This is a genomic window from Bradyrhizobium arachidis (assembly GCF_015291705.1).
Lineage (GTDB): Bacteria > Pseudomonadota > Alphaproteobacteria > Rhizobiales > Xanthobacteraceae > Bradyrhizobium > Bradyrhizobium arachidis.
Map to the genome: position 1 here is coordinate 5,135,614 of NZ_CP030050.1, position 12,582 is coordinate 5,148,195.

General features: G+C 57.4%; 13 protein-coding genes. 6 read left to right on the forward strand and 7 right to left on the reverse strand.

All coding sequences use genetic code 11. The features are described from left to right. Window positions 1-965: 965 nt before the first annotated feature. Window positions 966-1,238: a hypothetical protein gene (locus tag WN72_RS23985; protein WP_092216319.1), complete on the reverse strand. Its 273-nt coding sequence runs from the start codon at window positions 1,236-1,238 to the stop codon at window positions 966-968. Next, window positions 1,235-1,759 (reverse strand): hypothetical protein, encoded by a 525-nt coding sequence (locus WN72_RS23990; protein WP_244553757.1) that lies wholly within the window; start codon window positions 1,757-1,759, stop codon window positions 1,235-1,237. The genes WN72_RS23985 and WN72_RS23990 overlap by 4 nt, the downstream gene beginning before the upstream one ends. A gap of 242 nt (window positions 1,760-2,001) precedes the next feature. Between WN72_RS23990 and WN72_RS23995 the strand changes: the two genes are divergently transcribed. Together WN72_RS23995 and WN72_RS24000 are read left to right on the forward strand one after the other, a co-directional pair. After that, on the forward strand, window positions 2,002-2,775 hold the full coding sequence (locus WN72_RS23995; RefSeq protein ID WP_143130610.1) for a class I SAM-dependent methyltransferase: 774 nt from the start codon (window positions 2,002-2,004) through the stop codon (window positions 2,773-2,775). Window positions 2,776-3,280: 505 nt separating this feature from the next. Then, window positions 3,281-3,919, forward strand: a complete 639-nt coding sequence (locus WN72_RS24000) for a hypothetical protein (RefSeq protein WP_143130611.1) — start codon at window positions 3,281-3,283, stop codon at window positions 3,917-3,919. Between the two features lie 1,104 nt (window positions 3,920-5,023). On the opposite strand, the gene WN72_RS24005 is transcribed toward WN72_RS24000, so the two are convergent. After that, the gene (locus WN72_RS24005) at window positions 5,024-5,602 is read right to left on the reverse strand and encodes a DUF2939 domain-containing protein (protein ID WP_092216323.1); all 579 of its coding nucleotides are present in this window, start codon (window positions 5,600-5,602) and stop codon (window positions 5,024-5,026) included. A 444-nt stretch (window positions 5,603-6,046) separates the two neighbouring features. Between WN72_RS24005 and WN72_RS24010 the strand changes: the two genes are divergently transcribed. After that, window positions 6,047-6,460: a gamma-glutamylcyclotransferase family protein gene (locus tag WN72_RS24010; RefSeq protein WP_092216324.1), complete on the forward strand. Its 414-nt coding sequence runs from the start codon at window positions 6,047-6,049 to the stop codon at window positions 6,458-6,460. Window positions 6,461-6,716: 256 nt separating this feature from the next. On the opposite strand, the gene WN72_RS24015 is transcribed toward WN72_RS24010, so the two are convergent. The 3 genes from WN72_RS24015 to WN72_RS24025 all read right to left on the reverse strand — a co-directional run bounded on the left by WN72_RS24015 (window position 6,717) and on the right by WN72_RS24025 (window position 10,052). Beyond that, the gene (locus tag WN72_RS24015; protein WP_092216325.1) at window positions 6,717-7,364 is read right to left on the reverse strand and encodes a hypothetical protein; all 648 of its coding nucleotides are present in this window, start codon (window positions 7,362-7,364) and stop codon (window positions 6,717-6,719) included. Between the two features lie 48 nt (window positions 7,365-7,412). Further along, window positions 7,413-8,150, reverse strand: coding sequence for a hypothetical protein (locus tag WN72_RS24020; protein ID WP_092216326.1), 738 nt, complete (start codon window positions 8,148-8,150; stop codon window positions 7,413-7,415). A 690-nt stretch (window positions 8,151-8,840) separates the two neighbouring features. Continuing rightward, window positions 8,841-10,052 (reverse strand): DUF6161 domain-containing protein, encoded by a 1,212-nt coding sequence (locus WN72_RS24025; RefSeq protein WP_092216327.1) that lies wholly within the window; start codon window positions 10,050-10,052, stop codon window positions 8,841-8,843. A gap of 371 nt (window positions 10,053-10,423) precedes the next feature. On the opposite strand from WN72_RS24025, the gene WN72_RS24030 reads away from it, so the two are divergent. Genes WN72_RS24030 through WN72_RS24040 form a run of 3 tightly spaced genes read left to right on the forward strand, consistent with a single transcriptional unit; the run spans window position 10,424 to window position 11,827 of the window. Beyond that, entirely contained in the window at window positions 10,424-10,699 is a 276-nt protein-coding gene (locus tag WN72_RS24030; RefSeq protein ID WP_143130612.1) for a hypothetical protein, read from the forward strand. Beyond that, window positions 10,690-11,214 (forward strand): thermonuclease family protein, encoded by a 525-nt coding sequence (locus tag WN72_RS24035; RefSeq protein ID WP_092216329.1) that lies wholly within the window; start codon window positions 10,690-10,692, stop codon window positions 11,212-11,214. Before WN72_RS24030 ends, WN72_RS24035 begins: the two co-directional genes overlap by 10 nt. A 28-nt stretch (window positions 11,215-11,242) precedes the next feature. Then, window positions 11,243-11,827, forward strand: a complete 585-nt coding sequence (locus tag WN72_RS24040) for a hypothetical protein (RefSeq protein WP_092216330.1) — start codon at window positions 11,243-11,245, stop codon at window positions 11,825-11,827. Between the two features lie 284 nt (window positions 11,828-12,111). Here the strand turns inward: WN72_RS24040 and WN72_RS24045 are convergent, their stop codons facing one another. After that, window positions 12,112-12,510, reverse strand: coding sequence for a hypothetical protein (locus WN72_RS24045; RefSeq protein WP_143130613.1), 399 nt, complete (start codon window positions 12,508-12,510; stop codon window positions 12,112-12,114). Window positions 12,511-12,582: the final 72 nt, after the last annotated feature.

Consider the following 12,582-nt stretch of genomic DNA (forward strand, 5'->3'; position numbering starts at 1 on the left):
TAGTTGGCAGCCCTCCTGCACGCTGGCGGCTGTCTCACTCGTCTCAAAATAGAACGCTGCCGGGCTCGAAATAAACGTCCCGGCAGCGTTTCAGTCCCGGACTGAGCACTGAAATCCCAGTCAGCTTAGCTTTAGCAATGGCCATGCCACAGGGTTTTCATAATGCAAAACGGCCTCAGCAGTTCCGGGGCTGGCTCGGACGTTGAGGCCGTTCGGCGCAGCCCAACCGGGCGCGCGTTGCATATTTTCCTATCGCGGCCGGATTCGCAAGTAATACTTGGACTGACTGTACACTATTGGCTGACGGCAACGCGAAACGAACCCGAGAAAAGCCCCAACTCGCCAAGGACAAGTGAGCTGGGGCAGAAGTCACCTTCTGGCCCACGCATCACAAACATGCGCCAATCAGGAAAACTCGGCAAATTCATCGCCGTTCCGCTAGCGAAGAGACGCCCCGAAGGCGCTCGGCCAGCTCAATCGGCTCTTGATCACCGAAGCGACCCGGCACGCACCATCGGGCCACGGAGGGTAACGAAGCCAAGCCGTCGCCGGGCACGATCGAAGGCGTCAAGCTCGGGCATACTCAATACTCCACGCTTGCCGACGGCGTTGAAGATAGTCGTGGAAGCCCGGAAGGGCGACTTCAGCGTCTTGCGCCCTCAGTGCCGCCAGCCATCCTTGTCGAGTTCGACCCGGAAGCCCTCTAGCATGCGTGGCCGGGACGTTGCAGGCCGGGCAAGGCGCGCCGGCGCCACCGCAGCTGCAGGCCTGCGGGCCTTCCCAGGGACGATCAGGATGGTTCTCGCAGACCCAACCGGTATCGGCGCAGGTGGTGCATTTCATCGCGGCCCTCGAAGCAAGAGGGGAGCCGGCCTCGGCGGGGTTTCGACGCAAACAGGCCGAGGCCGATCCGCCAGCTCGGATGGCAGCCAGCCGGAGCCAACCGCGGCGGGAACTCTCGGTTCCTACTGTCCCAATAGATCTTGGCCGGGCGGCATCAGCTTCAGATAGGTGCCGCTTTCGTGCATCCAGAGCCAGCCGTGCTCGACGGCGTAGCTGATGCCGGCGCCGAACTCCGGATGGCCGCGGCTGCCTTTCAAGAGGGCCACGAATTGCGCGTTGATCCGCTCGATGTAGATCCGGCCGTCCTGCACGGCCGGAGTAGCGGCGGCGATCTCCACCAGCTTGCGCGCGGCGGTTTCCGGGTCGGAGTAGGGGCGGGCGTCAAGGTGTTTCACCAGCGAACCTTTCCCTCGGTCTGCGCGGCATAGATGTGGGCCCGGTGCGGGTAACTCTCATCGGGCTTCCAGCTGTCGAACGTGGTGCCGCAGGGACAGCGCATCAGGGTGCTCCGGATGATCTCGCTGGCGAGCTTCTCGCCGCGGGCGCGTTTCTGCGCCACCTCGGCGCGCCAGTCGCGATCGCGGCGCCATTCGGCAAAGGCGTTTTCACTGAGATTGGGCAGCAGGGCAGACCATGCGGCCTCGAAGGCCTCGCGGGCGGCATCGAAGCTGGAGTGGATTCCGCTTCGCTGCCTGCCCGGGTCCATGTCCGGATAGAAGCCGACGGACCAGGCCCATTGATCGGCGTGAACCGGTACGCCGGCGCGCTCGCCGATCGTGCCGATGCGGACTTCGTCGAAATAGACCAGCCAAATCTCCCCGTGCGGGTTGTCACTGCGGCGGGGGTGAGAGCGGTCATGGGGACGTCTTACGAGGTGTTGTCCTAATTGGGACATAGGTAAATCGAGTTGGTACAATAGACGGTACCGGGAAAAGGTGGAGCATTGTCCCAGTGTTTTTGCGATGCAGAGATGGCAGAGAAGGCCTTAGCCACGCCAGCCCCAGGTTGACGCAAACCCAAAAACAATAACGCCGCGGGCAAACCTGGTGCCAACGGACTACCTCCAATGATTGGCTTCAAGCTCAACTTACGAGCGCTAGAATGCGTCAAACTGTCGCGATTACCAGTGTTGGCCGCGATTTATGATGCGAGAGAACGATGCAGCGACCCGATCCGAAATCATTTGACCGCTACTTCAATACCGCAGAAAGCGGGATGGTCCGCGGAAATCATCGTTTCTATGTAAACTATCTTTTTCAAGGAATCGATTTCAAAGGCAAGACGATGCTCGATATTGGCGGAGGCGATGGGATGCTGTCGCTTTACGCCGCATGTTCAGGAGCAGAAAAAGTCATCTGCCTTGAACCGGAGATCGCGGGTTCGACCACTGGCACAAGCGCTGCGTTCCTGCGCACTGCCTCCGTCCTTGGCCAAACAAAGGTGCAACTTCTTCCTAGTCGGTTGCAGGACTATGACCCTGGCGATGGCACGTTCGACATTTTGCTCCTGCACGCATCGATCAATCACCTGGACGAAGATGCGTGCATCGGACTGGATCGCGATCGCGAAGCGCAGCGCTCGTATGACCAATTGTTTGGCAAGCTTTCCTCGCTGGCCCGTCCCGGCGCAAAACTCATCATTGTCGACTGCGCTCGGCGAAACCTGTTTGGTGACTTGCGCCTAAAGAATCCCTTTATGCCGACGATAGAGTGGCATAAGCACCAATCGCCTCAGTTGTGGGCTCGGCATCTTGCTCAGGCCGGCTTCGACAATCCGATCATTCGATGGCATTCATTCAACACCTTAAGATCCGCCGGACGGCTGCTTCTTGGCAACCGCGTAGCCGCCTACTGTCTCACAAGCTCGTTCTGCCTCACCATGGAGAAACGGGGCGAGGCCTCGGCCGGTCCGAGGCCAGCGAACACGCGATAGAATACGGTCGCGCCTATTACACCGGCTAACTTTGTCTGTATCGCGCAGTCCTGGGTGTCACTGAGATCCATGGCGCGGAAATAAAGTCACTTCACGCGAAAACAAGTCAATAAAAAATTTTCAGCAACCTATTGCAAGTGAGTTAGGGGAGACGTGCTGTCTACGGGCGCGCTTCTCACGCTTACCCCTCAGTTACGTCGCTTCGGACCGCGGCAACTCACGCGAGATCCGCCTTCGTGCCGCGGTAGAGGCCGCTGCAGCTTGAACGACTCTTCCGCCGGCGCCGTCATCCAGATTTCGTCTTCACGGGCGTCGCCCTCGGATGAATGGCACGACTTCCGCATACGCCTCCATAGTCAGGAACATGCAGGAGCGATTGTAGCTTGTCTTCGCTTACCCCGTCTTCTCGAACTCCGCAGTCTAGGGGACATGCCCCTTGAGCGGGCAAATATGATGAAATACAATCGTGGTTGTGGATGGGTGCCTTCACAAGGCGGAGGCTCTTATGAAATCCAGACTGAGGATGATTGCAGGGGTAGTCGCAGTTATAGGCACGCCATACTCTGCGTTGGCCCAAGACGTCTTAGCTCAACGCTATAATGTCTTCATTCAGCATGACAAAGTGAGCTTCATCCAGAAGACAATAAAAGAACTGAATACGCCTGAAGGGCGCGCCGTACTCTCGGCGGCAGCCGCCTATCTTGGTGTAGATCCGGCGACCGTGAACGCTGCGATCGCCGGGACAGCTGACATGGTAGTCCCTAAAGATCAGCAAGATTCGAGAGGAATTATCAGAAGCTCCGAAGGGTACACCATATGCCTCGCGAAACCCAGCAACGAAAACATGGGCGCCGGACAGCATGGGATCGAGACGCACGGGGACACTACCTTCAATACATCGTTGGTACGCGTCATACCCGGAAGAAATAACGACGACGGGTTGGTGTGGTACACGGTCGTGCCATTCAAAGCTTCAACTGATACCAGAGTCGCAGGGTCGTTCGACGTGGTCTTCGTGAAGGCTTCGCCTGGCTGGAGAGAACGATATCCGAACTGTCGCCCGTCCGGTGAGCATCCGTGGCTGGCGCGCAACAACCACACCCAGCTGAACGTCAAATGCACCGTCCCGCAATATTGCGAATGAGGAAACACGGACTACTTGCGTGAAGGCCTGCCAGGTGCGCCGAAGGCGAGCAGGCGGCTCCAGCGAGGGCTGGCCAGAAAGGCGCCGTCTCGCCCTTTGCTCGTAGAGGCACCTTGCGAGTTAGTCAGGTCCGCCGGTTCACGCCGGCGGACCTTTATCTTGAATGAAGAACATCACACCGACCCACGACGCCAGAGGACATGGTCTTGCCTGTGGCATTTACGGCCGCGCACTAGGATTCGCACACGTAGCGTAAGGTGCTACTGTCTTGGAGAGCGACACGCTGTTAGCACGATGTACGGAGCGTTGGTCCCATCTTTTAGCGGACTCGGCTTGGAATCAGATCCATCCGAAGTGTCCATCCTAGGATCGGCAAAGCCACCACCGCCCCCTCCCATCATCCGATCTCGACCGCCGCCCGCTTGAGGGACAGTGTTGACCGCGGTGTGAGAATGACGACCGGCCGGCCGGTTTTCCATGCTATCTAGGGCCGAGCCAACGGTCTTTCCGAGGGTGTCCAGATGGCTCGGATCTATCCCAACGACGTATCTGCCCCGCAGCTCATCCGCGCGACTCCAACCTTCCGGACAATCCGACCTGGTGAAGTATGCGATCATATTTTGGGGAATTGAATTGACAACGATGAAGTGCTGGAAGCGCGAATAGTAGACGCCGGTGGCGAACGCTCCTCCGAGAAGCCCCACTGCGATGCCAGCAACCCATTTCAGAACATCGTATCTCTTTTTTAGAGTCTCCAAGGCTCCGAACGCGCTTTCACCGTTTGTGGCAGACTTGCCATCTCCAGTACTCATTGTGGTTTTCCTCATAAAAATGAGGATGTCGATTATTCACAACCCTTGCGCGACTGCAAGTCGCGGCAAAGAGCATTAGCGCACTTGCTGCCAACGGGCATGCTCGTTGTGTTGGCAGAGGACCACGAGGGGCGGCTTATCTTGTCCGTATCGAGCGGCGACACAAACTTGCGGCAAGCAACACGATCTCTCCAACCTGGGAGAACGCCCTCGCGCTGGCGTTCGTGTACCGCGACTTGAAAGCCCGCCGGCTGCCAGGTCGGCGGGTCTTCCTGCCAGCCGACGGAAAGCTTCAGCGGCTCGGTAGCCGATCCACTATGTTTGACAACACCTTTGGCGGTAATCCGACCGCGGACAGCTTCCAAGTGAAGCTTTCGAAGTGCAGGCTAACGCTCCCTGCGTCCTGACTCTCGCCAAGCCTCACGGTAAACTCGACCGGCTTGACCAGCGAAATACGTCTTGCGAGAACGAAGAAGTTTGCGGCGTCGAGCTCGGCCAATGGCGACATCGTCCCAATGTTGATGTTCTCTGCGCCACTCCGAACAGTACCACTCTTCAAAAGCACCGAGAGATTTTCAGACGTCATTAGCTTGGTCGCGAGATCATCCGCGATCGTTGCGCCGAACGCGTTGATCGCCATTCGTTCGAATGGGCGTACCGGTCGCTTTTGGCCGAGACGATCAAGATACGCCGACACTACTTGGTCGACGAGCGAATGGCGAACGCGCGGCAAATTCGTCCGGGCCATCACCTCTGCAGTGTTTCCGCTCCGCACGGCCGAAATCAGGCCCAAGGTAGATACGAGAGCCGACCCGGCATAGACGGCGAGGCCGATCAGGAGGGCCGCAACGATGCCTACAAGCCACTTCATGATGCGGCAATCGGCATGGTGGGGCTTCGTTCCAATGACTTATATCGCAAGAGGCCAGCAGCACTGTTGCCGCTTGGAGACAGCTGCCGGCTTCGTGTGAGCGAAGTCGGCCTCAGAACGGACGTGACCTCAAAGATACTTGAGGCCGCGGCAAAGGGGCAACGTTCGACGGATGCGTTGAGAACGGCCAGTGGCAAGGCCCTGGCGCCAACAACGATGTGGCGTCGATTGTAGGCAGCCGGCGCGAGCCGACGGGCCGTTCACTATGCGCGAATCCCGTCCCACGCTGCTTTTTGCTTCCGTTTCTCGCTGCAGTGATATTGCCCAGCCGAACGTGGGTGTTTCCAACTTTGCCCGGTCCTGCGATGGCGCGGGCGCTGAGAGGCCGCCGGCATCCCGGCGGCTCGGGCTTTTCTTGTGGCCTGGAAGGGGTAGAATGCCGTCATGGCGGAGCAGGTCACAATCTTCTTCTATGGATTGTTTATGGATCCCGAGGCCCTTCAAGCGAAAGGACTTCGGCCGCGCCAGGTTAGACAGGCTTACGTCGAGCGTTTTGCGCTTAAGCTTGGTGCACGTGCCACGCTGGTCGCGAGCAGAGATGGCCGGGTCTACGGCACGATCATGCGGCTTACTCACGCCGAGGTCGACCAGCTATATTCGGACCCCAGCGTCGTTGCCTACCGGCCGGAGCCTGTTCTTGCGCAGCTGGCCGACGGGTCAGCCGAGCTCGCTCTTTGTTTCAATCTGCCGATCCCGCCGCAGGGCGCGAGCGGCAATCCGGAATATGCCAAAGTATTGCAAGCTGTTGCGCGAAAGATGGGATTGCCAGAACCCTATGTCGCGGGGCTAACGAGCTGAGGCGGCATGTTCATGCTGCCCGGTTTCTTCGGCGAAGGCCGCAGCGATATTAGCTGCGGTTCGCCATGGTCAATGAATTGGGTCGATATAGATGAGCTGTGGGAGTAGCCCGGTTCTCCCGGCGCCCTGAGTTCCCGCTACAACAAAAGTGCGCTGGTCGGTGGTGACATTCTCCGAGAGCTTCTTTGGTGCTGCGACTTGAGCGGCTGAAATCCTCTCGGAACGGATTGATCCCGTTTCTTGTTTGCCTGTGCGCCTAGACAAACAATTTCAGTCCTCCCGCAAGAGCTCCTAGGACTCCACTGATACCGAGCAGCGGACCTTTCGGGTATTCCGCCAGCCTACGAATGGTTAGCTCCAAGCCCCTTATTGCCGCCTTGAAAGCTGGCGTAAGCCAGAGGGGCAAGCAAGCCAAGTCGATGAACCCGGTTGTTACGAATAGATAGCCGACGAACATGCCAAGAGGAACAGAGACCTGGTGGCCATTTAGATCCTTCGTCAAGTCGTAGACATCGAGAGTGACCATGGTCATCAGAACAGGAAGCCAAAGGAAACCCCATTTAGTTTCCCCGACGACAGTTCTGAGTAGCCAGGGGCCCGTGACCACTGCCGGCAGAAGCAAACCCGCGAGGCCTAGGGCTACAAGAATGCTGTCAGCCTGCCATCCCAAAACAAGAAACCCGAGGACTATGATGGCAACAGAGAAGGCAAAGAGAAGCAGAGATCGTCCTCGCAGCCAATCGAACGTTTTCCAATCCGCCGCTTGATCCAGCCAAAGCCACCATCGTGTTAAGGCGTCGAGCAATCGACGCTTTGCTTCTACTGAGAGGAAGAAATCCAGCAAAAGGAAAAGCGATCCTGCCCCGGCAAGGGCAGCCGTTAAGTCAGCAGCGACCTTCCCCATATGTGTTCCAAAGCTCACCAAAGAACGAAGATGAAAGGACCTGCAGGTCTACGCACCCGCGGGGCCCTGAGCGACGTCGATGACATGGCGGTCCGTCCCGACAGTGATCACGATCGTGTAGCTCTTCTGAGCTCCGCCCTGGTCGGTCGGCGGCGCAAGGTGAAGTTGGCCTCCGTACCATTCTCCGGGCAACAGGGTGTTGTCCTTGATCACCGTTTGCTCGAGCGCAGCCATGTTGCGCTGTCCGGTCTCCACAGTCGCGGCGATCATTGCATCGTTCTGCGCGGCGGCATTGCCTTGAGCGATCGCCGCGGCTGTCGGGCTGTAGAATGTGCCCGTCCTGCCGCTTGAGGTGGTGTACGTGCCGTATCCGGCCCGAGAGGCACTGTAAGCGTTGGCGCCGGCGGCGACGCCTGTCAGAAGCGCGGCCGCGACCTGCCGGTTCTTTTCTTCCTGCACCAGCATCTCGTAAGTGACAATCTTCATCTCGAAGTCGGATCCTGCCGCGTGTTGGACGGCTTCGACCTGTCCGACACGAAACTCGACGGGCTGTCGGCCCAGGTTATTGATGCCAACCACGAACACGGGCCGGCCGTTCGCTTGGAGCTGTCGGGATGCTGGCCGAACAAGAACCAAGGAACTCTTTTGCCGAGAGACGAGGGCAGGCTGCCCGTCCCGCATCAGAGCTTGTTGCTGCGGATTGGAGGCCTTGAACGAAACCGTTTCGCCGGCCGTCATGCAGCCGGCCAGTGCGGCGCACGAGGCCGCTACGATCAAAATGCGCATGTGAAAATCCCCCCGAAAACCCTATGCAAGCGCAACCGATGGGCGAGGGCAAGAGGCGTTTGCGCGCGTTGCAACGGAAATCCTCAATCAAAAGGTCTAAGGCGGACGTTTGTTACCGCTAGGCCGTGCGGACCGAGAAGAGGCGCGCAAAGGCGTAGCAGCGCTGGGCTGAGACGATTGGAATCCAGTCACGCTGGAGCCGTTCGAGATTGACGCTCTTGTACTGATTGACTCGCTGCCGGAAGAGCCGGGCGGCTCGAGTTAAAGTCGGAGCTTGGTGACGTGGGGCGGGCGTTCGCTGAAGCATCAAAAAGTGCGCCACGTAGTCGACCCCATTGAAGCCCGCTCGGTCATTTGAGGAGCTGCCACCCGATCAGCCGCTGTCGCTGAAGGCTGTTTGCGAGATCGTTTTCGGGAACAGCATTAGCCCGGCAACCCTTAAGGCTGAGCATAGGCGGGGCAATCTTGATCTTTTCAAAATCGGCCGCGCGTACTTCACGACGCGGCGGCATGTGGAGGCGATGATTGAAAAGTGTCGTCTTGTGTCATTTCCATCAGGCCCAGGAAATGCTTCTGCCGAAAACCTGACCGAGGTGGCAAGGAGGCGTGCTTCTTTGGCTGCTCTTAAATTGATAGTCGAAAGATTGAAGGCCGCTAGGAAGAAATCCTAGCAGTTAGCGTTAGGTCGCGCTACTTGCCGGGTTTAAGGTCGAGCATCTTTGCCATAACACCGGTCAAAGAGGCATCGGGGCCGTCATCTTTCACGATACCATCTGAAGCGGTCCGAAAGAGAGGGGCCAACACAAGCGCTCTATCGGAAGCCTCAACCTTGCCTTCGTTGCTCAGCGCCAAGTAGGTCATTGCCATTGCAACTCGCTCCTCAGCATCCGACAAGAGATGGCGATCACTCATGTAGATGCGCAAAAGAACGCGGCCTACCCAGAATAGTATGGTTGTTACCACCGCACCGATAGCAGCGAACTTCAGGAATATCGCTGTGTCCGCAGTTGACTTCGACGACGCATCCAGGGCGGTCATTGTCAAAATATACAGGCCGCCGACCAGAGCAACGCTCCCCAACACAGCAAACAAGACGAGGTTACGGCGCGACTCCTTAAGGGCGTCTCCGTGCCTGCGGCCCTTCTCTTGCCAATACTCCACCGGAGCTTGAAGCTTCATCTGCTCTTTATACGTTGCTTCGGTTGTTTGAATGCTTTGAATGGATCCAGAGACAGACTCCTGCAAGCGGCCAATTACGTCCGCCGCATCTTTTCGAGCTTTCTCGGTTTGGCCCTTAAAAGACTCGTCCGTCGCACGTAATAGGTTTTCAGCCCTCTGAGTGATCCCGTCCCATTCGGCACCCATTCTCACCCGATCTGCGGCGACCGAGGAGTTCAAGTCTTCGATAGCCTTGCTGACGATGTTCGGAGACTGCGGGTCAATGCCGTATCGGTTCAGCATCGCGGCGATAATGCCCTTTGCGGTCTCAAAGTTCAAATTACATCCGATGCCGAGAAGTGCGCCGAAGGCCGCCGCAGCGGCAGTTGGGCCTTCCTTCCGGGAAATGTCGGCGGCGATCCTCGCGAAGGGATGATCCGAGCGCACAGTTGTAGATGAAGAATAGGCGCTGGTGAACATATTGTAGAATTGCTGCATTCTCTGCGCGTTGTCGGGTTCATTTCTCCAATGCGAAAGCGACTGATTGAGGTTGTTGAAGTTGTTTTGATAGTTGTTACGGAGTTCTGATATGGCGCCGCCCGCCTGCGGCGCGCCTTCGAAGAACCAACTCAACTCCGCGCGCTCACGATTAAGCCAGTTACCGATCTCTTCGAGGCTGTAGAATCGATGGTGACTGCCATCCGAAAGATCGATGGATAGTAACGGAAGCTGTGTTTCGTTCATGGAACGTTGCCCGAGCAAATGAATCGTTTGCAAATTGTAGCTTTGTGCCGCGCGCTCAACCCGAATAAGTATTGAATCGACCGCGTTTCACGCCGCGAATGTACCCGCGCGACACGCGCTCTTCCATCTCGCGCTCTAAGAAACTCGTTCGCAATCAACAGGGCCTTCACAGCTTCGCGCGCGTCACCGCCGCAAGCCGCGATTGCCTGATCGGCAGCCGCCTCTAAAGCCTGCGCGTCCGAATGGAGCTTGGGAGCGGCAGCTTCGGGCATGGGGAAAACCAAACGGTGGGGCTGGGCAATGTTCTCATTTCGTTCTAAACAAGTCAAGGTTGCCGAAACAACCCAACTCGGGCTCAATGGAATCGAGAGGTGATGGTGGAAACTCCAAAATGGGTTCTGACGGTTTTGGCCGTTGCGGTCGTCATAACGCTGGCAAACGCCGCTATGTTGGCTCGCCAGATTGTGGCTCCAGCCCACCCCCTCTATGTGGCGAAGGAATTACAAAAAGATCGCGAGTTCAAGAAGGCGGTGGAAAGTATCGCGGAAGGTGTAGCTCAGAGTCAGGACTACGTGGATGAGGCCGAGGTGATTGCCATCGTTGAGAGATGCAGGGCGATTGTTGGAGGTCGCCTTAAATGCGATTGAGCAGCAGCGCGCTGCTGATTCTCGCGGCACTCTGCACTGGTGCCTCCGCTGATGACTTAAGAGGGCAAGCCAGCATCATTGACGGCGACACTCTCGAACTACACGGCATGCGCATCCGCCTGTGGGGCATCGATGCGCCTGAAAGCTCGCAGCTCTGCCGTGGTGACGACAGCTTGCCTTATCGTTGCGGAGCGAAAGCCGCGAATGAGCTGGATAGATTCATCGGTGGCAGGCCGGTGAACTGTGAGCCTGTTAGCCGTGATGTCTATGGTCGTACAGTCGCAACGTGCTCAGTGGGTGGCGTCGACCTAGGGGACTGGCTTGTGCGCGGCGGGCTTGCGTTCGATTGGCCTCGTTACTCCAAAGGGAGATACGACGGCGCGCAACGCGAGGCCGAGCACGCGGGGCGGGGAGTGTGGGCGGGCAGCTTCGTTGTGCCGTGGATGTATCGAGCTTGCATCGATAAAGGTGGCAGGTCAGAAGCCTGTTCAGACGACGCAAACGCCAACTGGTAGGCTTCTCCCTGTATATCCGAGGTGCTCAATGAATGAAAACGTACCATTTGAAGAACGCAAGTGGACCGAAGAGAAAGAAATTGAGCGCCGCAAATGGGAGCTCGAGCGCACGAGAAACGAAGCCGAGCGTGCTCACGACAAAAGCAACGCGTTCCATACGTATGTTAATGAGGCGACGATCGAAGCTTCGAATCTTGCGCTTCGCACACTTGTACTAATCAATGGTGGCGCGGCAGTAGCGATCTTAGCTTTTCTTGGCGCGGTTGCTTCAAAGGATAAAGTCGATTTCGATCAAGTTGGAAGGGTCGCAGGCACCCTTCGCTTTTACGCAATTGGGGTTGCATGCGCAGTCGCGGCCATGGCTTTCGCCTATCTCGCCAATTTTTTCATGGTCGCCATCGAAACAAAGAGGGATCGTGTCTACGAACATCCGTATATCCGGGACAACGCCGAATCGCGCAGAATGCGGCGATTCAATCGCATCTCCCACTTCGTTTCCTTTCTTTTTGGGCTAGCGTCACTGGCCTTGTTTATCGCAGGGATGTGGACAACGGGCAGCAAGGTAACGCAATTAATCGAGAGCCGCACGGTAAGCAAAGCTGTCGGCCAATAACAGCGCTGTAGGGAGAGCCATGAAGGTCATGTCGGTTGTGCTGATAGTAATGTTGGCCGCGGTTGCTTGGTTTGGATCGGCTGTCGTGCGTCTTGAAAACTACCATTACGCCAATTTTGTAGGCCTATGTACGCAGTTCAATATCAAAGACCCCCGAGAGCGGATTGAGCGTGAGACGTGCCTTGAGCAGGCCGAGACTCGCACAAGTTGGGCGTGGCACCTCGTCTATGGTCTGAAAATTCTGTGAGTGTGCAAAGTAGCTAGATCGGCTCGCTCGCCTGCGCCTAAAGTAGTGGCTTCGCAGGCAAGCAGTGGCCGTAGTGCACAATCCCAGCCCTATCGTTGACGGAAAAGTGCTCCTCGAACGCGCCCGAGATGCGGTCGATTTTGTAGACGTACACCATTTTCATGTTTTGAACGGCACGCGCGCAGGTGCCAGATATTCGCATATCGTCGCCGTTGGCCAAAAACTCGTAGCAAGGCGCTTTGGTCGTTCGCACTTGCACGTTGAGCGGTTGCCCTGGCGGCAACATGTACGTTGCCTTAAGCGAGAAATCGCCAGACGTTCCGCTCTTCTGGCCTTGATCATCTACCGTGAACTCGTACTTGCAGACGGCCGATATCTCCTGCGCGTGAGCGAGCGGAGAGAGCAGCATTAGCCCTAAGGTCAGTAAGCGTCCCATTATTGCGAGCCCGGTGAAGAGGATGAACCCATTCCACGCGACGGGCAAACCGCCGCGTCTTCAGAGCGCCCT

Coding starts and splice junctions, on each gene's coding strand:
- WN72_RS24040 (WP_092216330.1), top strand. CDS start 11,243: ATGAATGAAAACGTACCATTTGAAGAACGCAAGTGGACCGAAGAGAAA.
- WN72_RS24025 (WP_092216327.1), bottom strand. CDS start 10,052: ATGAACGAAACACAGCTTCCGTTACTATCCATCGATCTTTCGGATGGC.
- WN72_RS24010 (WP_092216324.1), top strand. CDS start 6,047: ATGGCGGAGCAGGTCACAATCTTCTTCTATGGATTGTTTATGGATCCC.
- WN72_RS24045 (WP_143130613.1), bottom strand. CDS start 12,510: ATGGGACGCTTACTGACCTTAGGGCTAATGCTGCTCTCTCCGCTCGCT.
- WN72_RS24015 (WP_092216325.1), bottom strand. CDS start 7,364: ATGGGGAAGGTCGCTGCTGACTTAACGGCTGCCCTTGCCGGGGCAGGA.
- WN72_RS24005 (WP_092216323.1), bottom strand. CDS start 5,602: ATGAAGTGGCTTGTAGGCATCGTTGCGGCCCTCCTGATCGGCCTCGCC.
- WN72_RS24035 (WP_092216329.1), top strand. CDS start 10,690: ATGCGATTGAGCAGCAGCGCGCTGCTGATTCTCGCGGCACTCTGCACT.
- WN72_RS24020 (WP_092216326.1), bottom strand. CDS start 8,150: ATGCGCATTTTGATCGTAGCGGCCTCGTGCGCCGCACTGGCCGGCTGC.
- WN72_RS23995 (WP_143130610.1), top strand. CDS start 2,002: ATGCAGCGACCCGATCCGAAATCATTTGACCGCTACTTCAATACCGCA.
- WN72_RS24000 (WP_143130611.1), top strand. CDS start 3,281: ATGAAATCCAGACTGAGGATGATTGCAGGGGTAGTCGCAGTTATAGGC.